Source organism: Actinoplanes xinjiangensis, assembly GCF_003148685.1.
GTDB lineage: Bacteria > Actinomycetota > Actinomycetes > Mycobacteriales > Micromonosporaceae > Actinoplanes > Actinoplanes xinjiangensis.
In genome coordinates this window covers 121768-145162 of record NZ_QGGR01000016.1, presented here as the reverse complement: position 1 = coordinate 145162, position 23395 = coordinate 121768, and the positions used below count along the sequence as shown (strand labels likewise).

The window sequence follows — 23395 nt, the reverse complement described above, 5'->3', positions numbered from 1 at the left end:
CGGCGCTGCCTTACCGGTCGGGGCGGTCTTTATCGGTCGGCTGGTCGGACCGACAGCTCACGCCACTCGTCGGGGCCGGAGAGCAGGGCGCGGATCATGTCGAGAGCCGCGTCCTCACTGTCGTACTCGAAGAAGTGCGAGACCCCGTCCGAGCCGCCGGCGCGCTGCTCGACATACCACTGATCGCCGCTGGTGCGTAAGTAGACGTCCTTACGGGCCAGCCGCCCCCATTTGCTGTTCCACCAGTGCTTACGCTGCTCCATCCCGGCACTGTATCGAACATGTGTTCGATACAGTGCCGGGAGGGCTGATCTTTTCAGATTTTCAGCGGGGCTGGTCGGGCTGCGACCGCTTGAGGACCTCGTCGAGGGCGCTGTTGGGCACCTGGTTGCCCTGGCCGCGCAGCAGCGCGTCGCGGATCTCGGTGAGCAGCTTGACCTCTTCGCTGGGGGCCTTCGGCGGCGGCTCCTCGCCGCGGCGACGGCGCTCGGCGAGCCGGTTCAGCGGGAACACCACCAGGAAGTAGAGCACCGCGGCGGTCAGCAGGAAGGTGATGACCGCGTTCACGAAGGATGCGTAGTCGAAAAGGACCCCGCGAACCTTCCAGGTCCCGGCGTTGAGGCCTTCGCCGCCACCCAGCAGCTGGATCAGTGGCTTCAGGAACGCGTTGGTGAAGCTGGTGACCACGGTGGTGAAGGCAGCACCGATCACGACGCCGACCGCGAGGTCGACGACGTTGCCGCGCATGATGAAGTCTTTGAAGCCTTGGAACATCTTGCTCACAGGCACACTCCTGGGGCCGGGGTATTCAGTCCGGCGACGGGGTGCCCGCCACCGGTCGACGACAAACTACGCCGACCGGTGCCTCAGTCGAGGGCAGGCTCGTCGGCGGCGACCGCTTCGCCGACCGTGGGGTAGGTGTGCAGCACCTCGACGAGACCGCTCACCTCGAGGATGCGGAGCACCCCTCGCTGCGGCGCGGCCAGCCGGACGGTGCCGCCGGCGTCGTCAGTGCTGTTCTTCGCGCGGACGAAGACCGAGAGACCGGTCGAGTCGCAGAAGGACACCTCGGCGAGGTCGAAGACCAGGCGGGTCCGGCCCTTCTCCAGCAGGTCACTGATCTGATCCTGCAGCTGGGGGGCGGTTGCCATGTCGAGCTCACCAGCGACCGACACGACCACCATGTCGTCGCGTTGTTCCGTTTGTACCGTCAGGGACATTCGCCGACCTCCAGTTATTGCTGCACGGTACTCCACGTACCCCGGGGCGTGCAGAACGGGACGCACCTTTGGGTTCGGTCCGTTACTTGGCTTACAGCAACTATTGGACATCCTGATGATAAAGTCCGGCCGTTGTGCAGGTTCGCTGTAGTTGGGGGAGGCACTGATGCCGCTCAGTCCGGACGAGGCGAGTCGCTTCGCCGAACTGCTGGAGGGCCAGGCCGAGCAATTGGCCGGCCGCTGGACCGAGCTCGCCGCTGCCGGCCTTCGGGGCCGTCTGAGCAGTGCCGAGTTGCGGCGGCAGACCGCCGACCTTCAGCGCGGATTTCAGCAGGCGTTCGCCGGTGGGGCACTCGACCTGGGTGACGATGCGGCCGCCGAGCTGCGCGCCCAGCTCAACGAGCTGTCCAGCAACCGGGCCCGGCAGGGGTTCAGCGCCACCGAGACGGCGGTCAGCATCTACGCGTTCAAGGACGCGACCCGGGATGCGCTCGGCGACCAGAACGACGCCGCGGTCCTGCGGGACTACGTCGCCTTCTCGAACTTCGTCGACCAGGCCGCCCTCTTCACCTTCGACAGCTACGTGCGCGTCCGTGAGGCGATCATCGCGGACCAGGCCGAGCAGTTGCTGGAGCTGTCCACCCCGGTGGTCAAGCTGTGGGAGGGCGTCGTCGCGGTGCCCCTGGTCGGCACCCTCGACTCGGCGCGTGCCCAGGTGGTGATGGAGCGCCTTCTCCAGACCCTGGTGGACACCGGTTCGCCGTACGCGATCATCGACATCACCGGTGTGCCGGCGGTCGACACCCAGGTCGCCCAGCACATCCTCAAGACCGTGGTGGCGGCCCGTCTGATGGGCGCCGACTGCATCATCTCCGGCATCCGTCCGCAGATCGCGCAGACCATCGTCGCCCTCGGCATCGAGTTCGGCGACATCGCCACCAAGGCTTCGCTCGCCGACGCACTGCGCCATGTGATCAGCCAGAGCAAGCGATCGGGACGCTGACGTGGAGCGCGTCCCGGTCCTGAAGATCGGTGACATCCTGCTGGTCTCCATCCAGATCGACATGGAGGATCAGGTCGCCCTGCAACTGCAGGAGGACCTCGCCGAGCGGATCGTCGCGACCGGTGTGCACGGCGTCATCATCGACATCAGCGCGCTCGACATCGTCGACTCGTTCGTCGGCCGGACCATCGCCACCATCGCCTCGGTCTCCCGGGTGCTGGACGCCGAGACGGTCGTGGTCGGCATGCGCCCGGCCGTGGCGATCACGCTGGTCGAGCTCGGCCTGTCGCTGCCCGGTATCCGGACGGCGCTCAACGTCGAGCTGGGCATCGAGATGCTCGGCCGCCGGGCCGACCGGGACGACGAACTGTTCGACGACGACGACGAACCCGGCCAGGCAGTGGTAACCACGCCGTGAGCGATGAGAGCCAGCGCCTTCGGGTCGTGACCGATCAGGACGTCGTCCGGGTTCGGCAGCTGGTGCGTACCGTCTCGGTCGCCGTCAAGCTGTCGCTGGTGGACCAGACGAAACTCGTCACCGCGGCGAGTGAGCTGGCCCGCAACACGCTGGTCTACGGTGGTGGCGGCGAGGTCGAGGTGACCCGGGTCCACAACGAGCGGCGAGCCGGCATCCGGATCGTCTTCGCCGACCAGGGCCCCGGCATCGTCGATCTCGACCTGGCCCTCACCGACGGGTACACGACCGGTGGCGGCCTCGGTCTCGGTCTCAGTGGTGCACGTCGCCTGGTCGACGAGTTCGCCATCGACACGGAACCGGGTAAGGGCACGACCATTACGATCGTCAAGTGGTGCCGATGAGCGGAGGCGCAGTGGCGTCCCTACCCGAAGGACTCCTGGACGGAGGGGTCTGGTTCCGGGTGGAGGAGCCGGGGACGGCCTCGGCCGTGCGCCGGGCCGCCGAGCGCCTGGCGGCTGAGCTGGACATGCCGGAGCGCCGCATCGCCGACCTCTCCATCGTCGCCGCCGAGGCGGCCGGAAACCTGACCAAGCACGCCGACCAGGGCACCATCCTGGTGCGCGTGGTGCGGATCGCCGATCAGGCCGGGGTCGAGCTGATCGCGGTCGACAGCGGGCCGGGCATGGCCGACATCGGGCATGCCATCGGCGACGGGCACTCCACCGCCGGGACCCTCGGCATCGGTCTCGGCGCCATCCTGCGCCAGGCCAGCCGGTGGGACCTGCACTCGGTGCCAGGCAAGGGCACCGTGCTGAGCGTGCAGGTGTGGCCCGACGTGGTGCCCGAAGCGGGGTGGGCGGCGGGGCTGACCCGGCCGCTGCACGGCGAGACGGTCAGCGGGGACGCCTATGCGGTCCGCGAGATCGACGGCCGCAGGCAGCTGCTGCTCAGCGACGGGCTCGGGCACGGTGGCCTGGCCGCCGCGGCGTCGCAGGAGGCGGTGCGCGGGTTCCTCCGGGCGCCGGCTGTTCCGCCCGCCCAAGTGGTGGAGGTGCTTCACCGTACCCTCGGGCACACCCGTGGTGCCGCGCTCGCCGTCGCCGAACCGGATCCCTCGGCCGGGGTGGTCCGCTATGCGGGTCTCGGCAACATCTCCGGCATGGTGCTCGCGCCGGACGGAACCCGGCGGGGCATGGTCTCCATGCCCGGCATCGCCGGTCATCAACGACGGCAGATCCGGGAGTACGACTACGCCTTCGCCCCCGGAGCGATCCTGGTGATGCACACCGACGGCCTGGTCGACCGGTGGAACCTGGCCGACTATCCCGGTCTGGTCACCCGCACACCCGAGGTGATCGCGGCCACGCTGCTGCGTGATGCCGGAACCCGCCGGGACGACGCGGGCGTGCTGGTCGCGCGGGTTCCATGACCGCCGAGCCGCTGATGCGCATGCGCCTACGGGTCGAGCAGGACATCTTCGTGGTACGACAGATCGGGCGTGAGGTGGCCCAGGCGGTCGGCCTGGAGTCCCAGGATCAGACCCGGCTGGCCACCGCGCTCAGCGAGGTCGGCCGCGTGCTGCTCGGGGGCGGGCACACCGATATCACGTTCACCGTTGAAACGATCGGGGTACCTACTCTCCGCGTAGCCATGGCGCGCCCCGAGCCCGGGGAGGCGCCTCGGCTGGCTGAACAGCTACAGCAGGTCGGCCGCCTGGTCGACACGATGGAGGTCGACGATGGTGGGACGGGAACAGTCGTCCGGATGGCCCGGCGGTTGCCGATCGGGGCCCCGCTGCTGACCCCCGATCGGATGGACGAGATCCGCGCCGGACTGGCCCGCCACGTTCCGGGTACCCCGTTGGACGAGCTGGCTGTGCAGAACCAGCAGCTCATCGGCGCCCTCGACGAGGTGCGCGCGCAGCGTGACGACCTGGCCCGGCTCAACGCCGAGCTGGAGGAGACCAACCGCGGTGTGATGGCCCTCTACAACCAGCTCTCCCAGGAGCTGGAGGACACGAACCGCGGCGTGGTGGCCCTGTACGCCGAGCTCGAGGAGAAATCGGCACAGCTCGCGGCGGCCAGCGAGGCGAAGAGCCGGTTCCTGGCCAATGTCAGTCACGAGCTGCGGGCCCCGGTCACCGCGATCATCGGTCTCGGCCGGCTGCTGACCGACTCCGGCTCCGACGAGCTCACCGCCGAGCAGCGCCGCCAGGTCGACCTGATCCGGGGCTCGGCAACCGATCTGCTGACCCTGGTCAACGGCCTGCTCGACCTGGCCAAGGCGGAGGCCGGCCGGATCGAGCCGACCTGGTCCGAGGTCGACCTCAAGGTGCTCTTCGGTCAACTGCGCGGCACCCTTCGCCCGCTCGCCACCCGGCCGGAGGTGGAGTTCACGGTGGAGGAGCCGGGTGTCCCCGTCCTGCGCTCCGACGAGGTGCTGCTCGCCCAGGTGCTGCGCAACCTGCTGACCAACGCGCTCAAGTTCACCGAGTCCGGCTCGGTGCGGCTCAGCGTGCGCCGGACCGACGGTGATGCCGAGTTCGTCGTCGCCGACACCGGTTTCGGCATCCCCGCCGAGCTGCAGGAACGCATCTTCGAGGAGTTCTACCAGGTGCCGGGGAGCATGCCGGTCAGCGGCAAGGGCACCGGTCTCGGCCTGCCCTATGCCCGGCGGCTCGCCGGCATCCTCGGCGGCGCCCTGCGGGTCGACTCCGCGCCGGGGAAGGGCAGCACCTTCACCCTCCGGCTCCCCCTGACGTCATGACTCCGGCCACCGTCCTCGTCGTCGACGACAGTCCGACGAAGCGATACCTGCTGGTCAGCTGGCTCAGTCGGGCCGGATTCACGGTGCGCGAGGCGGAGACCGGGGGCGCGGCGCTCGCCAGCCTCCTGGAAGCCGAATTCGACCTGGTCGTCCTCGACGTGCGACTGCCCGACATGAGCGGATTCGACGTCTGCGAGACGATCAAGAGCGATCCGCGGTACGGCGTACTCCCGGTGATCCACGTGTCCGCGCACGCCGTCGACGTCGCCGACCGCACCCAGGGCCTGAACCGGGGCGCCGACGCCTACCTCGTCGAGCCGATCGAACCGGACGAGCTGATCGCCACCGCCCAGGCCGTCCTCCGCTACTACCGGGCCCGGCAACGCGCCGAGCTGCTCGCCGAGCGCATGGTCCGGCTGGCCGAGACCACCCTGGCGATCAACTCGGCGCCGACCCTGCCCGCGCTGCTCGAGGCCGCCGCCGAAGGCGCCGTCGACATCTTCGGTGGTCCGGTCGCGGTGGTCGCCGAGACCTCCGACGGCGAGAGCCTCGCTGCGACGGGCAAACCGCCGACAGTGCGCCGATGGGCCGTCCCCGGGCACCGCGTGGCCGTCGGATCGCTGGTGCGCAGCGACGAGCCGGGCGACTGGGACGTCGTCGAGTGGCCGGCCGGCGAGACCGTCGCGGTCGCCGCCGCCCGCCTGCGCATCGACCGGCCACCCGTTTACGTCGCCGTGCCCGGCAGCTCGCAGACCCCCGGTTTCCCGGTCCTCCGGCAGCTCTCCCAGGCGGTCGCCGCCGCCGTGGAGGCGCAACGGTCCTTCGACGAGGAACACCGGATCGCGGTCACCCTCCAGCGCAGCCTGCTCCAGTCGCGTCTGCCCGAGGTGCCCGGCGTCGACCTCGCCTTCCTCTACGAGCCGGCCGGCGCGCAGACCGAGGTGGGCGGCGACTTCTACGAGCTCACCATGCTCGACGACCGGCTTCTGGTGGCGATCGGGGACGTGGCCGGGCACTCGCTGCACGCCGCCACGGTGATGGCCGAGATCCGGCACGCCGTCCGCGCCTACGCCGTCGAGGGGCACTCGCCCGGGGCGGTGCTCGAACTGGTCAACCGATTCATGCGGACCGTCCTGCCCGCCGAGTCGGCCACTCTCTGCCTGCTCACCCTGGAACCGGCCACCGGCCGGATCCGGATGGCCAGCGCCGGGCACCTGCCGCCGCTCGTGCACGTCGACGGCGAGGTGCGATATCTCGAACCACGTGGCGTGCTGCTCGGTATCGCCGCGCCACCTCGCGCCGAACTCGAATACACCCTGCCGCCGGGTGGGACGCTGGTGCTCTACACCGACGGCCTGATCGAACGCCGGGACGCCGACCTGGACCAGGGGATGCGGGCCCTCGCGGCCGGCGCCGCCCGGGTCGAGGACGACCTCGACGCCTTCTGCCGGCGCCTGCTCACCCAGCTCACCGGGACCCGGGAACAGGCCGACGACATCGCCGTCGTCGCGCTGCGGCGCTCGCTCTGACATCACGTCCCCCTCTCGCGGCGGCGGCTTGACGGCAGCTATTCACTGAGTGAATAGTAGCGGCCATGTCCACGGCGCATGTGCTTCTGGGGTTGCTCGCCGGTGGGCCGCGGCACGGTTACGACCTCAAGCGGGCCCACGACGAGCGACTGCCACAGGCCAAACCACTGGCGTACGGCCAGGTCTACGCCACGCTCGGGCGGCTGGAGCGGGACGGGTTCGTCGAGCCGTCCGCCCACGAGCAGGACGGCGGGCCGGAGCGTACGGCGTACACGCTGACCCACTCCGGCCGTGACCGGCTCGCCCAGTGGCTCACCGAGATCGAGCCGCCCGCGCCCTACGTGACGAGCACCCTCTTCGCCAAGGTGGTGGTCGCCCTGCTCGCCGCCGACGCCGACCGGGCCCGGGACTACCTCGCCGCTCAGCGCGCCGCCCACATGGCCCGCCTGCGCGAGCTGACCGCCGTCAAATCCGCCCCGGGTGCCACCGTCGGTGACGTCGTCGCCGCCGACTACGCCATCGGCCACCTCGACGCCGACCTGCGCTGGTTGCAGACCACGCTGGCCCGGGTCGCCGACCTCCAGAAGGAAGTGACCGCGTGACCACTCCGCTGCTGACCGCGACCGGCATCACCAAGGACTACGGCGCCACCCCGGCGCTGCGCGGCGTCGACGTGCGCGTCACCGAGGGCGAGATCGTGGCGGTCACCGGCCCGAGTGGCTGCGGCAAGTCCACCCTTCTGCACTGCCTGAGCGGGATCCTGCGGGCCGACCGCGGTTCGGTGATCTTCCGTGATCAGGACATCGGGTCGTGGTCCGAGGCGGCCCGGTCGCGGCTCCGGCGTACCGAGTTCGGGGTGCTGTTCCAGTTCGGGCAGATGGTGCCCGAGCTGACCGCCGCGGAGAACGTCGGTCTGCCGTTGCTTCTCGCCGGTTCGGGGCGGCGGGAGGCACGGCAGGCGGCACTCGACTGGCTCGACCGGTTCGGCGTCGCTGACGTCGCCGACCAGATGCCCGGAGCGATGTCCGGCGGGCAGCAGCAGCGATGCGCGGTGGCCCGGGCCATGGTGACCCGGCCCCGGGTGCTCTTCGCCGACGAGCCCACCGGAGCGCTCGACCAGCTCAACGGCGAGCAGGTGATGCAGGCGATCGTGCGGACGGTGCGCGAGGAGGGTACGTCGGTCGTGCTCGTCACCCATGAGGCGCCGGTCGCGGCGTATGCGGACCGGGAGATCGTGCTGCGGGACGGCGCCGTCGACCCGACTGGCCTGGGGGTGGCAGCGCCGTGAGACCAGCCACCCTGTTCCGGCTCAGCACCGCGGGGACCAGGACGGACACGTTGCGGACCGTGCTCACGGGGACGAGCGCGGCACTCGCCGGCACCGTGATGCTCGCGGCCGTCACGGTGGCCGCCGTTCAGGGCGGGGAGCCGCTGGAGCAGCCGGACGGGACCGCCTGGCTCGCGCCCGGTGCGGAGCACTACACCAGCCCGCTGCTGCGCGAGCCCGGCCTGCGCCCCGGCGTGATCTTCGGGCTCCTGCTGCTCACCCTGCCGGTGCTGGCACTGGCCGGGCAGTGCATCCGGCTCGGCGCACCGGCGCGGGACCGGCGGCTGGCCGCCATCCGGCTGGCCGGCGCCACACCCGGTCAGGCCGTCCTGATCGCGGTCGCCGAGACGATCGTGGCGAGCATCCTCGGCTCGGCCGCCGGTCTCGGGATCTACCTCGGTCTGCGGCGGATCCTGCACGAGCCGGGGCCGGGCGGATCGTTGAGACTGCCCACCGACGTGTTTCCCGACCCCGTTCCACTGGTGGCGGCCCTGCTGGCGGTGCCGGTGCTGGCCGGTCTGATTGGGTTGATCATGATGCGCGGGGTGGCGGTCACTCCGCTCGGTGTGATCCGCCGCCAGCGTGGGCGCGGCCCCCGGCCCTGGCCCGGACTCGCCATCGCCGTCGGCATCCTGCTCTTCAACGTGCCCGTCTGGCTCTCCGACCGGATGGTGCTGTCCGGCTATGTGTTCGGCGCGCTGATGCTGGCCGGCGCGGCGCTGGTGATGGTCGGGGTGGTGGTCGGCACCGGGTGGATCTCCTACACGGCCGGCTGGCTCCTGCACCGGTTCGGGCGCGGACCGGTCACCCTGCTGGCCGGCCGGCGGATGATGGCCGACCCGTGGAACGGCAGCCGCACGTTGGGGGCGCTCCTCGGCGCCACGGTGATCGGTGGAGCGGCCATGGGTTACCACGCGCTCTTCGTGACCCAGGGCCGGGCGGAGGACCGGTTCAGTGTTCTGATCGGGATGCCGCCGGACCCCGAGCACGCCGCCTTCTACGTCAACGCCACCCGGCTGGTGCTGATCGCGGTCGGTGCCGGCGTGGCCGTGTCGGCGGCCGGCATGCTGGTGGCGCTGGCCGAGAGCGTGGTCTCCCGGCGGCGCACCTATGCGGCACTGACCGCTGCCGGCACACCCGGCCGGACGCTCGCCGGGACGCTGCTGTGGCAGACCCTGGCACCACTGGTTCCCGCACTCGGCCTCGCCGTCGTCTCCGGACTGGTCCTGGTCCGGTCCCTTTACCACGAGGTGACGGTCGGCGGCGGGACGACCGAGACCTGCACCGACCCGGCCGCCGACCCGGACACCTGCGCGCGGACCGTGCAGACCGATCCGGTCGTGACCCTCCCCGTGCCGGTGCCGTGGGAACAACTGATGCTGCTCTGCGGCGGAACCGTCCTGACCATGCTGGTGGTGGCCGGGATCGGGATGCTGGTGCTCCGCGGCAGCACCGACCTCGAGGAGATCCGGGCCGTATGACGGGTGTACGCATCAGCCCGGACGCGGCCGATGCGGTGCGGCGGGCACATCGCCTCGTAGTTCCGGGACGGGGTGGGTTCGGCGGGGCGGGCTGGCCGTACCCCTGAGCGGGCTTGATCTCCGGAAGGCCCGGAAACCGTGACGCCGCGGCAGGCGCCGGGTGCGACTGCCGCGGCGGCGGACCGGATCAGGCGAGGTGGAGGACGTCCAGGATCCAGGCGATGTTGAAGGCCTCTTCCTTCCAGGCGTCATAGCGACCGCTCGGGCCGGCGTGGCCGGCGCCCATCTCGGTCTTGAGTAGATAGGTGCCGTCCGGGGCCACAGCGCGCAGCCGGGCGATCCACTTGGCCGGCTCGTGATAGAGGACCCGGGTGTCGTTGAGGCTGGTCACCGCGAGGATCCGGGGATAGTTCTGCTTGGTGACGTTCTCATACGGGCTGTAGGCCTTCATGTACGCGTAGACCTCGGCCGACTCGATCGGGTTGCCCCACTCCTCCCACTCGGTGACCGTCAACGGAAGTGACGGGTCGAGGATCGAGGTGAGCGGGTCGACGAACGGGACCTCGGCGAGGACGCCGGCGAACGCCTCCGGGGCGATGTTGGCGATCGCACCCATCAGCAGGCCACCGGCCGAGCCGCCGCGGGCCACCAGGCGGTCGGCGGACGTCCAGCGGCTGCGGACCAGGGCCTCGGCCGCCGCCACGAAGTCGGTGAACGTGTTGCGCTTGGCGAGCATCTTGCCCTGCTCATACCACTGTCGACCCATCTCGCCGCCGCCGCGGACGTGGGCGATCGCGAAGACGACACCGCGGTCCAGCAGGGAGAGGCGGGCGATCGAGAAGTATGGGTCGATCGAGTGCTCGTAGGACCCGTAACCGTAGATGAGTGCCGGCGCCGAACCGTCCCGCCGCACGCCCTTACGGGTCACGATCGAGATCGGCACGCGGGTGCCGTCGGGGGCCGTCGCCCACTCGCGGAACTGCTCGTAGTCGTCCGGCCGGTAGCCGCCGAGCACCGGCTTCTGCTTACGCAGCGTCATCGTCCGGGTGACGAGGTCGACGTCGTAGACCGCGTCCGGAGTGATCAGCGAGGTGTAGGCGATCCGGACCGAACTCGTCTCATACTCCGGATTGCCGGCCAGGCCGACGCTGTACAGCGGCTCGGGGAACTCCATGTCGTAGGAGGCCGTGCTGCCGTCGGCGATCACCCGCAGGCCGGTCAGCCCGTCGCGCCGCAGCGAGATGACCAGGTGCCGGGAGAACGCGTCGACCGACTCGAGGCGGGTGCCCGGCTGGTGCGGGATCATCTCGATCCACTCGCCCGGGTTGTCCACCGACGTCCAGGACAGCGCGAAGTCCTCGGCGTCCCGGTTGTGCAGGATCAGGAACCGGTGTCCGTGGTGCTCGATCGAATACTCCACGCCCTGCTGACGCTCGGTGATCAGGGCGGGCTCGGCATCGGGCGTGTCGGCCGGGATCACCCGCACCTCAGAGGTGATCTTGCTCTGGGTGTCGATGACGATGAACTTCTCACTGCGGGTGAGCTCGACACCCACCCAGAACCGCTCGTCCGGCTCCTCGAAGATCAACGTGTTTTCCGTGGAACCGACCGTGTGCCGCCACACCCGGTAGGGCCGCCACGCCTCGTCCACCGTGATGTAGAACAGCGTGCTCCCGTCGGCCGACCAGGCACTGCCGTAGAAGACGTCCGCCACCTCGTCGGCCAGCACCTCGCCGGTCACCAGATTCTTGACCCGCAGGGTGAACCGCTCGTCACCGTCGAAGTCGGTCGAGAAGGCCAGCCAGTTGCCGTCCGGGCTCACGTCGAAGGTGCCGAGCGCGAAGAAATCCTTACCCTCAGCCAGCTCGTTGCCGTCGAGAAGGACCTGCTCACCGGGCTTGTCGGCGTCCATCGGCGGATTCGTCTCGCCCGCGCGCACCGGGACGCGGCAGTGAATCCCGTACTGCTTGCCCTCCTCGGTGCGGGTGTAATACCAATACCCGCCCTTACGGCTCGGGACCGAGAGATCGGTCTCCTGGGTGCGGCCCTTGATCTCCTGGAACACTGTCTCGCGGAGGCCCGTCAGGTGCGCGGTCGCCTGCTCGGTCCAGGCGTTCTCCGCCTCCAGGTGAGCGATGGTCGCGGGGTCCTCCTTGGCCATGAGCCAGGCGAACTCGTCGACGACCGTATCGCCGTGGAAGGTGCGCTCGGTCGGCGCCTGGCGAGCGGTGGGTGGGCCTTCAATCGTCACCGGAAACACGTTACCGCCCTGATTTCCCGGACACACGAACCTCGGTCATTCGAACATGTGTACGATATGCCAGAGTGGACGATCTTCGCTGTGGGGGGAGGCATCGGAGTGAGTGGTTCCCTTCTCGCCGAGCTCGTGGAGATCTGCGGTCCCGGCGCTGCACGCGTCGCCCGCGGGGACGATCGGATCGCCGGCCGGCACGCCGACTACGTTGCCGCGCCGGCCACCTCCCACGCCGTCTCCCGGCTGCTGCGCCTCGCCGGAGAGCGCGGGCTCAGCGTCCGACCGCGAGGCGCGGGCAGCAAGGCTGACTGGGGTGTGCGAGCGCCGCGCCTGGACATCATCATCGACACCGCGCGCCTCCACGGCATGTGGGACCACGACGGCTCGTCCGCGGTCGTCGCCGCCGGCACCCCGGTCGGTGCGGTGCAGGCCGCCCTCGCCCGGCACGGCCGACGGCTCGCCCTCGACCCACCGTCACCCGGCGCCACGATCGGCGGAGTGCTCGCGGTCAACGAGTCCGGGCCGCTGCGGCACAGGTTCGGCCCACCGGCCGGTCAGGTCGTCAGCGTCGCGCTCGTCGACCCGGCCGGGGAGCCCGTCGACCTCGCCGAGTGGGAGAGCCCGGCCGCCGGGGTGATCACGTCGGCGGTGCTGCCGGTCGAGGACCTTCCGGAGGCACAGCGCTGGGTGATCCGCCCGGTGTCGACACCGACCGAGGTCAGCGACCTGACGACCCGGCTCGTGGCGCAGGAGTTCGCGTTGAGCGGCGTGGAGGTCGACCTGCCCGCCACCGGCACCGGCTCGTTCGCGATGCTCCTCGAAGGGTCGGCCGACTTCGTCGCGGCGGGCGCCGTCCGGCTGGCCCGCGAGCTGGGCCCGCTCGCCACGATCCGGACCGAGGCGCCGGAGTGGTGGGGGAGCTACCCGTTCCGGCCGTCCGATGTGGCACTGCGACTCCGCGTCCGATCCCGTGACCTGCACGCGGTCGGGTTCGTCCTGCGCGACGCCGTCGGATCGGCGGTGGCGGTCCGCGGATCGGTCGGCGCCGGAGTGGTCCACGCCGTCCTGCCGCGAGGCCTGAGCCCAGCCCGCATCGGCGACATCATCACCGGCCTCGAGCAGGTGCTGCTGGCCCGGCGCGGGCGGGCGGTGATCGTGAGCGCCCCGCCCGACATGGCCGAGCGCATACCGATGGCCCGACCCGAAGACCTGTTCTGACCGGCTTACGTCCCACTCCGGCGGCAAGCCGGGCGGTAATGCCGGCGGGGAAACCTGGCGCTGGACGGTAAGCCTGGCGGTAACCCCCGCGGGACAGCCGCGAGTGGGGCGGTGGGCTCGGCGGGATAGCCCGGAGCCCGGGTGGTGGGCTCGGCTCCTTGACCCGGAACGGCTCTGGTCGGGTCAGAAACGGGCGGGGATCAGGGCCACGGTTTCGGCGGCGAGGTGGCGACCCATGCGGGCTACGTCGCCGACCGCGTAGGTGAGGTAGGCGAACTGGCCCACTTCCCGGACACCGGTCAGGATCAGATCGTCGACCAGGAGGCGGCGGCGCAGTATCGGGGTTCCCTCGCCGAGGATGGCCGGGGCGATGCCGAGGATGATCTCGTCGAGCAGTCCCTCGGCGACGAACTGGCTCACCAGATTGCCACCACCGGCCAGCCAGACGTTCTTGCCCTGCGCGGCGACGACCATGGCCTCGTGCACCCGGCGGACATCGCCGCTGATCATGAACACATTGGCGTCCGGCACGGGCGGGAGATCACGGTGGGTGAAGACCCAGCACGGTACGTCGCCGTACATGTCGTGCCAGTTCTCCGGCTCCTCGAGCAGGTTGTCGTGCTTGAGGACCCATTCGTAGGTGGTCGCGCCCATGGCGAACGCGCCGACACCCTCGAAGAATTCACCGAACGGATTGTCGGTGCCCTCGTCGACCTCGAAGAGCCAGTCCAGCGAATTGTTCTCGTCGGCGATGAAGCCGTCGATGCTGGTGGCGGTGTAGTACTGCGTCTTCGCCATGCCAATCACCATGCCACGCCCGGCCCGACAAAAAGGGCAGATCGATCAGGACCGGCTTGGTCTCTGCACGACCGCCCCCGGTCGGCGGCCGGACTGTCCCGCCGATCTTCACCGGGAGCTTCAGACCGAGCCGGGAACTCCCGTGTCCGGCCAGGAGCCCTGACTCCGAGTCGGGGAGCTCCCTTGTCCGGCCAGGAGTTCCCGTGCTCAAGCCGGGACTTCCGGTTTCTGGCCAGGGTCCGGGGCCTGAGGCCAGGGGCGGGCCTGAGCCTGAGCCAGGAGTTCCCGTGTGCGGCCAGGAGCTCCCGTGCTGGAGCCAGGAACTCCCGGCTCAAGCATGGAGCCGGTAGCTCCCATGTCTGAAAGGGGCCCGGGATCTGAGCTGGGAACCTTCGTGTCTGACCAGGGCTCGAGGCCCGAGTCACGAGCTTCCGCGTCTGGCCAGGAGCTGCTGGCGGACCGCGTCAGGGCCTGCGTGTCCGCCCAGGAACGCACACGCGACTGTCCATGTGACCGCGGATTCCGGCGACCGGCGCGACGTCGGCCATGGACGGGAGGCCGACGGGGACGGTAGCGGGCAGGGATCCGGTAGCGGCTGGGAGACGCCAGGCTGCCGGTCGCGGGTGGGCAAGCGCGGTGCCAGCGGCCGGGGAAGCGGGGTGCCGGCAGGACCGGGGAAGCGGGGTGCCGGCAGGACCGGGGAAGCGGGGTGCCGGCAGGACCGGGAAAGCGCGGTGCCGGCAGCGGCGGGAAAGCGGGGTGCCGGTGGCGGGTGGGGTGTTGCCGCACCCAGCCCGCCACCGTCACCGGCTCGACGCCGCGGCCTCCGGGAATTCCGGCTGCGGGGTCCCACACCGTACTCCAACGGATGGGGTCACGGGACCGACTCTCACATCTCGGATCGGCGTCGGTGGACACCCTGTCCACACTGCTCAAACGCAAGAGCACCGGCAGAGTGGGGGACACGTTGACGGGCGACGCCGTGGGTCATCCGGCGGGGCGACAGGGTGGGAAAAAGCGGCAGAAGGCGTTCGCGGCAGAAGGCGGCTGCGGCGCCCGACAAGATCGAACCCGGTGCCCGGGCGAAGCGTGGACGGCGGCGGGAGATACCCAACCCCGGCGGCGCGGCCGGGCGGCCGACGTCAGGAAAGGTCTAACCCACGGTCAGGACAAGGGCGGACAGCGACGGGAAACCGGAAACCGGCGTCCTATGGTCCGCCAACGGCGGAAGGCGGCAGGCGACCGCAGTCCTGTGGCCGGCACAAGGGCGGAAAGCAGCGGGCGACCGGAGTCCGGTAGCGGGACATGGACGAACGCGAGACAAGGGCGGACAGCGGCCGAAAACCGAGTTCGTTGGCCAAGGCAAGAACGGCCGGCGGCGGGCGGCGGGAACGAAGTTCGGTGGCCTGGGACAAGGGCGGCGGGAAACGGAGTCCGGTGGCCGGGACAAGGGCGGCGGGAAACGGAGTCCGGTGGCCGGGACAAGGGCGGCGGGAAACGGAATCCGGTTGCCGGGACAGGCGCAGGCTGTGGCAGGAAACGGAGTCCGGCGGCCGGACAAGGCCCGACGGCGGCGGGAAAGGCGCCGTCAGACCGGTGGCCGGAGGTCGTAGGTGAGGTAGGCGAATTGGCCCACCTGGCGGGTGCTGGTCAAGGCGAACCGGGACGATGTGATGCGGCGAGGCAGGACAGGGGCTCCGGCACCCAGGGTCACCGGCGCGACGCCGAGGATCACCTCGTCGAGGAGGCCGTGGTCGGCGAACTGGGCGACCAGCTCACCGCCGCCGACGAGCCAGATGTTCTTTCCGGCGGCGGCCGCGGTCATCTCGGCGTGGACGGGGCGTACGTCACCCCGTACGAAATGGAGGTCTGCTCCTGGGACGACCGGCAGCTCACGGTGAGTGAAGATCCATGCCGGGGTGTCGCCGTAGGGCTCCAGCCAGGAGGACGGGTTTTCCAGTGCGTTCTCGTGGGCGAGCACCCACTCGTAGGTGGTGGCGCCCATCGCGAACGCGCCGACACCCTCGAAGAACGATGCGAACGGATTCTCGCCGGCCTTGTCGTCGACCTCGAAGAGCCAGTCCAGTGAGTTGTGCTCGTCGGCGATGAAGCCGTCGATCGTGGTCGCGGTGAAGTACTGCGTCTTCGCCATGACCGACACCCTGCCACGGGGGTCTGACAGGAACACGGCCGTGAAGGGGGCGAGGGGGACGGGGTCAGGCGTCGTTGCGGAGGACCAGGATCGCGATGTCGTCGCGGGGTTCCTCGACCGAGAAGTTGATCGTGGTGGAGCGGATCCGGGCCGCCATCACGTCCGCCGGGTAGCCGGCCAGGGGGGCCGAGGCCTCCTTCAGCCGGGCGGATCCGAAGAGCTCGCGGCCGCGCCGGCGCTCGGTGACCCCGTCGGTGTAGAAGATCAGTGAGTCGCCGGAGTCCAGGGTGATCGTCACATCCGGTGACGTGATCGTCTCCAGCAGGCCGAGTGCGGTGCCGCCCTCGCCGACGAACGCGGTCTTACCGTCGGCGCGGACCAGCACCGCCCGGTCGTGCCCGGCCAGGTGCAGGCAGACGGTGAGCGCGCCGGTCGGCTGCCGGGTCACCGACGCCATCGCGAGCGTGCAGTATCGTCCGCCGCCGCGCTGCACGAGGGTCCGGTTGACCCGCCATAGGATCTCGCTGAGCGCCTTGCCGTCGTCGACGAGGATCCGGATCACGTCGCGGACCAGGCCGGTCACGGTGGCCGCCTGCACGCCCTTGCCGGAGACGTCGCCGACCACGACCAGCCACTGGTCGTCGCCGGACGGGATGACGTCGTAGAAGTCGCCGCCCACCTCGGAGCCGGTCGGCACATACTCGGCCGCGAAACCGATGCCGTCGACCCGGGGCAGGGCCGGGGGCAGCAGCGACGCCTGGAGGGTACGGGCGACCGTCCGCCGCTCGTCGTGGATGCGCGCGTTGTCGATGGCGAGCGCCGCCCGCCGGGCCACGTCTTCGAGGACGGCGACCTCGTCGGCGTCGTGCCGGTGTTTCGGGTGCCGCCCGACGGCGAGGGTGCCGAGCCGGGCGCCACGGGCCACCAGCGGCACCGCATAGCCCTCCAGCGGTGAGTTGAACATCACCTGGGTGCCCAGGCGGGACGACTCCTCCAGCCGGGCCAGCAGCGACTCGGGCCCGGGCTCGGCGAGGGTCGCGTGCAGCTGGGCCAGCACGGACTCGTCGGCGTGGGTGGCGGCGGCGAGTTGCAGGCGGCCCCACGCGTCGGTGGTGTGCACGGCGCACCACTGGCCGAGCCGCGGGACCACCAGCTGCGGGATCAGGGCCATCGTCAGGTTGACGTCGAGGGACTGGGCGAGCAGCTCGCTGGCCTCGGCGAGGAACGTGATCCAGGTCTGCCGGCGGATGTCGGCGCGGCGCAACCGGTCATTTTCCAGATGCAGGGCGAACCGCTCGGCGACCATGGTGGCCAGGGCCAGGGCGTATCCCTCGGGGGCGGCGTCGAGTTCGAGTTCGCCCGCATAGGGTCTCTGCACGGCCAGGGGCACGCGGATGGTGTCGGCGTTGTCGCGGGGCGCCCGACCGTACCGTGCGAGAAGTTGTCTGCCTATGCCGTCGCCCCGGTCGAGCCGGACCACACCGCCGGCCGCGCCGGTGAGGCGCGCGAGCCGGGAGAGCAGGTCGGCGGCCAGGTCGGCCAGGCCCTCGTCGGAGTGCCGGTCGGTGCCGCTGCGCAGCAGCCCGGTGAGCGCGCCGAGGCTCGGGGTCTCGGAGACGTTGGGCAGGCGGACCGGGACGCCGGCGCCCTCCCGCTGGTCGATCCGGAACCAGACGCCTTTGCCGTCGCCCTCGTGAACGGTGCCCCAGCGGCTGGCGAAGTGGTCGACGAGCAGCAGGCCACGGCCCCGCTCGGCGACCTCGCCGATCTCCGAGGTCTCGTTCTTGGGGCCGATGGTGAGCTGCTCGACGGGCCCGGAGGCGAAGTCGGTGACGGTGACGGTGAGCCCGCCCGGGTCGGCCGAGACCTCGATCTCCAGCTCGGTGTTGGCGTGCACCACGGCGTTGGTGGACAGCTCGGTGGTGAGCAGCAGAGCCTCGTTGAGCAGGCCGACCAGCCCGGTCTCCTCGAGCACGGACCGGACCAGCGCGCGGGCCGCCGCGGGGGTCCGCCGGTCGTTGGGCAACCTGGTCCGGCGCACCAGCGCCTCGGACGGGGCTCCCGACGGGATGCTCGTCCTCGTTCCGACCTCGGCTGGCACCCATGCATCCTCTCCCGTCGAAGGGTGGATGCACAAAGTCGTGTCTCGCATTGACCCGGTCGGGCGAGAGAGGATAGGTAGCCCCCGGGAGTCGACAGCAAGTGAGGACACCATGACTGCGGCGAAAGAGGCCAGCGTCGGCGTTCCCGACGAGACCGTTCTGCTCGGCGAACTCGCCGACGCGCTGCGCCGTGTGCGCCGTGGCGATCTGAAGGTCCGGTTGCCCCGCCGGGGCGGTACGGCCGGGGCGGTCGCGGAGGCGTTCAACGAGGTCGTCTCGTTGCAGGAGCGGCAGAATCTGGATCTGCGCCGGATAAGCCGCATCGTCGGCCGGGACGGCCGGCTCACCGAGCGCCTCGACGAGGAGGGCCTGGACGGCTCGTGGGAGGACAGCGTCCGGTCGGTGAACTCGCTGATCGACGACCTGGCCCGGCCCACCACGGAGATCTCCCGGGTCATCGTGGCGGTGGCCGAGGGTGATCTGTCGCAGCACATGGCGCTGGAGATGGACGGCCGCCCGCTGCGTGGTGAGTTCCTGCGGATCGGCCGGACCGTGAACACGATGGTGGATCAGCTGTCGTCGTTCGCCGACGAGGTGACCCGTGTGGCGCGTGAGGTGGGCACCGAGGGCGAGCTGGGCGGTCAGGCCGACGTGCGTGGTGTGGCCGGCACGTGGAAGGACCTCACCGACTCGGTGAACACGATGGCGTCGAACCTGACGCACCAGGTGCGGTCCATCTCACAGGTGGCGACGGCGGTGGCCCGCGGCGACCTGTCGCAGAAGATCACCGTGTCGGCCCGCGGCGAGGTCGCCGAACTGTCCGACACCATGAACGGGCTGACCGACACGCTCCGGCTCTTCGCCGAGCAGGTGACCAGGGTGGCCCGCGAGGTGGGCACCGAGGGCAAGCTGGGCGGCCAGGCCGATGTGCCGAACGTGGCCGGCACCTGGAAGGACCTCACCGACTCGGTGAACTCGATGGCCTCCAACCTGACGAGCCAGGTGCGCAACATCGCCCAGGTCTCCACGGCGGTGGCGAAGGGTGACCTGTCGCAGAAGATCACGGTGGCCGCGCAGGGCGAGATCCTGGAGCTCAAGGACACCGTCAACACGATGGTCGACCAGTTGTCGTCGTTCGCCGACGAGGTGACGCGGGTCGCGCGTGAGGTGGGTACCGAGGGCCGGCTCGGGGGGCAGGCCCAGGTCCGCGGTGTCTCCGGCACCTGGCGTGACCTCACCGAGAACGTGAATCAGCTGGCCGCGAACCTGACCGCCCAGGTGCGGAACATCTCACAGGTCTCCACGGCGGTCGCCAAGGGTGACCTGTCGCAGAAGATCACCGTCGACGCGCGCGGCGAGGTTCTGGAGCTGAAGAACACCGTCAACACGATGGTCGATCAGCTGTCGTCGTTCGCCGACGAGGTGACGCGTGTCGCGCGCGAGGTCGGCTCGGAGGGCAAACTGGGCGGACAAGCCCAGGTCAAAGGCATTTCTGGTACGTGGCGCGACCTCACCGACAACGTCAACTACATGGCGTCGAACCTGACCAGTCAGGTGCGCAACATCGCCTCGGTCACCACGGCCGTGGCGAAGGGTGACCTGTCGCAGAAGATCACCGTCGACGCGCGCGGCGAGATCCTGGAGCTCAAATCGACCGTCAACACGATGGTCGATCAACTGTCGTCGTTCGCCGACGAGGTGACCCGGGTGGCCCGCGAGGTGGGCACCGAGGGCAAGCTCGGCGGCCAGGCCCAGGTGCGCGGGGTGGCCGGCACCTGGCGCGACCTGACCGACAACGTCAACTCGATGGCGTCGAACCTGACGAGTCAGGTGCGCAACATCGCCCAGGTCTCCACGGCGGTGGCGAAGGGTGACCTGTCGCAGAAGATCACCGTCGACGCGCAGGGCGAGATCCTGGAGCTGAAGAACACCGTCAACACGATGGTCGATCAGTTGTCGTCGTTCGCCGACGAGGTGACCCGGGTGGCCCGCGAGGTGGGCTCGGAGGGCAGCCTGGGCGGTCAGGCGCAGGTGCGCGGGGTGGCCGGCACCTGGCGTGACCTGACCGACAACGTCAACTACATGGCGTCCAACCTGACGGCTCAGGTGCGCAACATCGCCTCGGTCACCACGGCCGTGGCCAAGGGTGACCTGTCGCAGAAGATCACCGTCGACGCGCGCGGCGAGATCCTGGAGCTGAAGAACACCGTCAACACGATGGTCGATCAGTTGTCGTCGTTCGCCGACGAGGTGACCCGGGTGGCCCGCGAGGTCGGCTCGGAGGGCAAGCTCGGCGGTCAGGCCCAGGTCAAGGGCGTTTCCGGTACGTGGCGCGACCTCACCGACAACGTGAACCAGCTCGCCTCCACCCTGACCATCCAGCTGCGTGCCATCGCCGAGGTGTCCACCGCCGTGACGCGCGGTGACCTGACCCAGAGCGTCGCGGTCGAGGCGCAGGGCGAGGTCGCCGAGCTGAAGGACAACATCAACCGGATGATCGTCACGCTCCGCGACACCACGAAGGCGAACGCGGAGCAGGGCTGGCTCGACTCCAACCTGGCCCGGATCGGTGGTCTGCTCCAGGGGCAGCGGGACGTTGGCGAGGTCTGCCGCATGATCATGACCGAGGTGACGCCGCTGGTCGACGGCCAGCTCGGCGCGTTCTTCCTGGTCGACAACGAGGAGGCGGTCACCCGTCTGCGGCTCAACGCCGCCTACGGCTACGTCGCCCGCGACCACGACGTGATCTTCGGGCCGGGGGAGGGCCTGGTCGGCCAGGCCGCGGTCTCCCGCCGGACCATTCGGGTACGCGCCACCCACGACGGAATACTGACGATGCGGTCCGGGCTGCTCGCCATGCCGCCGAACGACCTGGTGGTGCTGCCGGTCCTGTTCGAGGGCGAGATGCTCGGCGTGATCGAGTTCGCCTCGGTGGCGGCGTTCTCCGGGCTGCACCTGACGTTCCTGGAGCGGCTGGTCGCGACGATCGGGATCGCTCTCAACACCATTCAGGCCAACCGGCGTACGGAGGCGCTGCTCGCCCAGTCGCAGCGGCTGGCCCGGGAGATGCAGGACCAGTCGGCCGAGTTGCAGCGCACCAACGCCGAACTCGAGGACAAGGCCAAGCTGCTCAGCGATCAGAAGGCGAACATCGAGCTGAAGAACCGGGAGATCGAGCTGGCCCGGCTCGGCCTGGAGGAGAAGGCGCAGCAGCTGTCGCGGGCGAACACGTACAAGTCGGAGTTCCTCGCCAACATGAGCCACGAGCTGCGGACCCCGCTGAACTCGCTGCTCCTGCTGGCCCGCCTGCTCGCCGACAACACCGAGCGCAACCTGACCGGCAAGCAGATCGAGTTCGCCAAGACCATCCACAGTGCGGGCTCGGACCTGCTGTCGCTGATCGACGACATCCTGGACCTGTCCAAGATCGAGGCCGGCCGGATGGACGTCGAGGCGGACGTGGTCGACTTCGACGGCATCCGCAGCTACGTCGAGCAGGCGTTCGTGCCGCAGGCGGAGGTCAAGGGCCTGGACTTCCGGGTGGACGTGGCGCCCGAACTGCCCGACTCGATCGTCACCGACCCGCAGCGCCTCCAGCAGATCCTGCGCAACCTGCTGTCGAACGCGGTCAAGTTCACCGACAACGGATCGGTGACGCTGAGCATCTACGCGACCGCGCTCGCCGCCGACGTCGACGCGCCGCCGATGCTGCACTCGGCGCAGCAGGTGGTGGCGTTCGCCGTGGCCGACACCGGCATCGGCATCTCCGACGAGAAACTGGCGATCATCTTCGAGCCGTTCCAGCAGGCCGACGGCACCACCACCCGCAAGTACGGCGGCACCGGTCTGGGCCTGTCGATCAGCCGCGAGTTCGCCGCGCTGCTCGGCGGTACCATCACGGTCTCCTCGGTCCCGGGTGAGGGCTCGACGTTCACGCTCTACATGCCGGAGGCGCTGACCGCGGACGCGATCCCGATGCCGGTGCTGCCGCCGGTGCCGGCGAAGGCCATCTCGGTACGCCCGGCGGCCTCACTGGGCCTGCCGCTGATGGAGATGCCGCCGCGGGTCGAGGAGAAGCAGTCGGTGAGCCCGGCGGGCCGGAAACTGGAGGGTGTCACGGTCCTGATCGTCGACGACGACGTGCGTAACGTCTTCGCCCTGACGAGTGCCCTCGAGATGCATGGACTTCACGTGCTGTACTCGGACAACGGGGTGGACGGTGTTCGGATCCTGGCCGAGCACCCGGAGATCGACATCGTGCTGATGGACGCGATGATGCCGGACCAGGACGGCTACGAGACCACCCGGGGAATCCGGCGCAATCAGCGTTTCCGGGACCTACCGGTAGTCTTCCTCACGGCGAAGGCGATGCCGGGTGACCGGGAGTCGGCCCTCGCTGCCGGGGCGAGTGACTACATCACCAAACCGGTCGATCTGGACGAACTGATCGAACTGATGGACCGCTGGGTGAACGCGGGGGGAACAGGATCCCGGAAAGACGGCTGAGACCAGCCGGAACGGGGTAGCGCCATGGAAGGGAACTACCGGTGGGTGAGGTGAGCACGGGTGGGTGAGCGTGCCAAGGCGCTGCTGGTCGACGACCGGCGGGACAACCTGCTGGCCCTGGAGGCGATTCTCCAGGGCCTGCCCGTGACGGCGGTCGCCGTGGAGAGCGGCGAGGCGGCGCTCAAGCAGTTGCTGACCGACGACTTCGCGGTGATCCTGCTGGACGCGCACATGCCCAACATGGACGGCTTCGAGACGGCGAGCCACATCAAGCGCCGGGAACGCACCCGGCACGTGCCGATCCTGTTCCTGACCGCCGCCGACCGGGACGCACAGTTGGCCCTGCGGGGTTACGCGGTCGGCGCCGTCGACTACCTGACCAAGCCCTTCGACCCGTGGGTGCTCCGGGCGAAGGTCTCCATCTTCGTCGAGTTGTGGATGAAGAGTCAGCAGCTCAAGTCGCAGGCCGAAGCCTCCAAGGAGCGCGAGGCCCAGTGGCAGCGGCTGACCGGGACGGTCGACGAGGCGGCCCGGGTGCTGCGGGCCGGCGGCGAGCAGGCCGCCGCCGAGGCGCTCGACCTGCTGGACAAGGCCCGCTGGGGAGACTGATCCCGAGAAAAA

At 70.0% G+C, this 23395-nt stretch carries 19 protein-coding genes; 12 read left to right on the top strand and 7 right to left on the bottom strand.

Translation table 11 applies throughout. The features are described 5' to 3' along the window. Positions 1-29: 29 nt before the first annotated feature. From BC793_RS31240 to BC793_RS31230, 3 genes are all read right to left on the bottom strand, one after another. Positions 30-263 (bottom strand): hypothetical protein, encoded by a 234-nt coding sequence (locus tag BC793_RS31240; RefSeq protein ID WP_093620004.1) that lies wholly within the window; start codon positions 261-263, stop codon positions 30-32. A 61-nt stretch (positions 264-324) separates the two neighbouring features. Then, complete coding sequence (gene mscL, locus BC793_RS31235; RefSeq protein ID WP_109599131.1) at positions 325-774, bottom strand: large conductance mechanosensitive channel protein MscL; 450 nt, start codon at positions 772-774, stop codon at positions 325-327. 92 nt (positions 775-866) lie between these two features. Continuing rightward, positions 867-1220, bottom strand: a complete 354-nt coding sequence (locus tag BC793_RS31230) for an STAS domain-containing protein (RefSeq protein ID WP_109599034.1) — start codon at positions 1218-1220, stop codon at positions 867-869. 166 nt (positions 1221-1386) lie between these two features. Between BC793_RS31230 and BC793_RS31225 the strand changes: the two genes are divergently transcribed. The 9 genes from BC793_RS31225 (at position 1387) to BC793_RS31185 (ending at position 9744) form a co-directional block, all read left to right on the top strand. Then, complete coding sequence (locus BC793_RS31225; protein WP_109599032.1) at positions 1387-2223, top strand: STAS domain-containing protein; 837 nt, start codon at positions 1387-1389, stop codon at positions 2221-2223. 1 nt (position 2224) lies between these two features. Further along, on the top strand, positions 2225-2641 hold the full coding sequence (locus tag BC793_RS31220) for an STAS domain-containing protein (protein WP_109599030.1): 417 nt from the start codon (positions 2225-2227) through the stop codon (positions 2639-2641). Then, positions 2638-3042, top strand: a complete 405-nt coding sequence (locus BC793_RS31215; RefSeq protein WP_109599028.1) for an ATP-binding protein — start codon at positions 2638-2640, stop codon at positions 3040-3042. The genes BC793_RS31220 and BC793_RS31215 overlap by 4 nt, the downstream gene beginning before the upstream one ends. Beyond that, positions 3039-4070: an ATP-binding SpoIIE family protein phosphatase gene (locus BC793_RS31210; protein ID WP_109599130.1), complete on the top strand. Its 1032-nt coding sequence runs from the start codon at positions 3039-3041 to the stop codon at positions 4068-4070. The genes BC793_RS31215 and BC793_RS31210 overlap by 4 nt, the downstream gene beginning before the upstream one ends. Further along, positions 4067-5407 (top strand): sensor histidine kinase, encoded by a 1341-nt coding sequence (locus tag BC793_RS31205; RefSeq protein WP_109599026.1) that lies wholly within the window; start codon positions 4067-4069, stop codon positions 5405-5407. Before BC793_RS31210 ends, BC793_RS31205 begins: the two co-directional genes overlap by 4 nt. Continuing rightward, a complete protein-coding gene (locus BC793_RS31200; RefSeq protein ID WP_109599024.1) occupies positions 5404-6936 on the top strand; it encodes a fused response regulator/phosphatase in 1533 nt (510 codons plus the stop codon). Before BC793_RS31205 ends, BC793_RS31200 begins: the two co-directional genes overlap by 4 nt. Before the next feature lie 65 nt (positions 6937-7001). Beyond that, positions 7002-7538: a PadR family transcriptional regulator gene (locus tag BC793_RS31195; protein WP_109599022.1), complete on the top strand. Its 537-nt coding sequence runs from the start codon at positions 7002-7004 to the stop codon at positions 7536-7538. Further along, on the top strand, positions 7535-8224 hold the full coding sequence (locus BC793_RS31190; protein WP_109599020.1) for an ABC transporter ATP-binding protein: 690 nt from the start codon (positions 7535-7537) through the stop codon (positions 8222-8224). The genes BC793_RS31195 and BC793_RS31190 overlap by 4 nt, the downstream gene beginning before the upstream one ends. After that, complete coding sequence (locus tag BC793_RS31185; protein ID WP_109599018.1) at positions 8221-9744, top strand: FtsX-like permease family protein; 1524 nt, start codon at positions 8221-8223, stop codon at positions 9742-9744. Before BC793_RS31190 ends, BC793_RS31185 begins: the two co-directional genes overlap by 4 nt. A 187-nt stretch (positions 9745-9931) precedes the next feature. On the opposite strand, the gene BC793_RS31180 is transcribed toward BC793_RS31185, so the two are convergent. Further along, positions 9932-11995 (bottom strand): S9 family peptidase, encoded by a 2064-nt coding sequence (locus BC793_RS31180; RefSeq protein ID WP_109599128.1) that lies wholly within the window; start codon positions 11993-11995, stop codon positions 9932-9934. A gap of 108 nt (positions 11996-12103) precedes the next feature. Here BC793_RS31180 and BC793_RS31175 point away from each other — a divergent pair, with 108 nt between their 5' ends. Beyond that, a complete protein-coding gene (locus BC793_RS31175; protein WP_239170380.1) occupies positions 12104-13216 on the top strand; it encodes an FAD-binding oxidoreductase in 1113 nt (370 codons plus the stop codon). A gap of 183 nt (positions 13217-13399) precedes the next feature. Here BC793_RS31175 and BC793_RS31170 read toward each other — a convergent pair whose 3' ends face one another. The 3 genes from BC793_RS31170 to BC793_RS31160 all read right to left on the bottom strand — a co-directional run bounded on the left by BC793_RS31170 (position 13400) and on the right by BC793_RS31160 (position 18267). Beyond that, positions 13400-14014: a dihydrofolate reductase family protein gene (locus BC793_RS31170; protein WP_109599124.1), complete on the bottom strand. Its 615-nt coding sequence runs from the start codon at positions 14012-14014 to the stop codon at positions 13400-13402. Between the two features lie 1588 nt (positions 14015-15602). After that, positions 15603-16166 carry a dihydrofolate reductase family protein gene (locus BC793_RS31165; protein ID WP_109599016.1) on the bottom strand — a complete coding sequence of 188 codons (564 nt, stop codon included), beginning with the start codon at positions 16164-16166 and terminating at the stop codon, positions 15603-15605. A gap of 64 nt (positions 16167-16230) precedes the next feature. Next, on the bottom strand, positions 16231-18267 hold the full coding sequence (locus BC793_RS31160) for a SpoIIE family protein phosphatase (RefSeq protein WP_109599013.1): 2037 nt from the start codon (positions 18265-18267) through the stop codon (positions 16231-16233). Between the two features lie 112 nt (positions 18268-18379). On the opposite strand from BC793_RS31160, the gene BC793_RS31155 reads away from it, so the two are divergent. Together BC793_RS31155 and BC793_RS31150 are read left to right on the top strand one after the other, a co-directional pair. After that, the gene (locus tag BC793_RS31155; protein WP_109599011.1) at positions 18380-22774 is read left to right on the top strand and encodes a HAMP domain-containing protein; all 4395 of its coding nucleotides are present in this window, start codon (positions 18380-18382) and stop codon (positions 22772-22774) included. A 60-nt stretch (positions 22775-22834) separates the two neighbouring features. Continuing rightward, the gene (locus BC793_RS31150; RefSeq protein ID WP_109599009.1) at positions 22835-23383 is read left to right on the top strand and encodes a response regulator; all 549 of its coding nucleotides are present in this window, start codon (positions 22835-22837) and stop codon (positions 23381-23383) included. Positions 23384-23395 lie beyond the last annotated feature (12 nt).

Bases quoted from the DNA above. Each gene is read 5' to 3' on its own strand.
- mscL (WP_109599131.1), bottom strand. From the start codon at position 774: ATGTTCCAAGGCTTCAAAGACTTCATCATGCGCGGCAACGTCGTCGAC.
- BC793_RS31225 (WP_109599032.1), top strand. From the start codon at position 1,387: ATGCCGCTCAGTCCGGACGAGGCGAGTCGCTTCGCCGAACTGCTGGAG.
- BC793_RS31200 (WP_109599024.1), top strand. From the start codon at position 5,404: ATGACTCCGGCCACCGTCCTCGTCGTCGACGACAGTCCGACGAAGCGA.
- BC793_RS31230 (WP_109599034.1), bottom strand. From the start codon at position 1,220: ATGTCCCTGACGGTACAAACGGAACAACGCGACGACATGGTGGTCGTG.
- BC793_RS31165 (WP_109599016.1), bottom strand. From the start codon at position 16,166: ATGGCGAAGACGCAGTACTTCACCGCGACCACGATCGACGGCTTCATC.
- BC793_RS31205 (WP_109599026.1), top strand. From the start codon at position 4,067: ATGACCGCCGAGCCGCTGATGCGCATGCGCCTACGGGTCGAGCAGGAC.
- BC793_RS31210 (WP_109599130.1), top strand. From the start codon at position 3,039: ATGAGCGGAGGCGCAGTGGCGTCCCTACCCGAAGGACTCCTGGACGGA.
- BC793_RS31195 (WP_109599022.1), top strand. From the start codon at position 7,002: ATGTCCACGGCGCATGTGCTTCTGGGGTTGCTCGCCGGTGGGCCGCGG.
- BC793_RS31155 (WP_109599011.1), top strand. From the start codon at position 18,380: ATGACTGCGGCGAAAGAGGCCAGCGTCGGCGTTCCCGACGAGACCGTT.
- BC793_RS31240 (WP_093620004.1), bottom strand. From the start codon at position 263: ATGGAGCAGCGTAAGCACTGGTGGAACAGCAAATGGGGGCGGCTGGCC.
- BC793_RS31170 (WP_109599124.1), bottom strand. From the start codon at position 14,014: ATGGCGAAGACGCAGTACTACACCGCCACCAGCATCGACGGCTTCATC.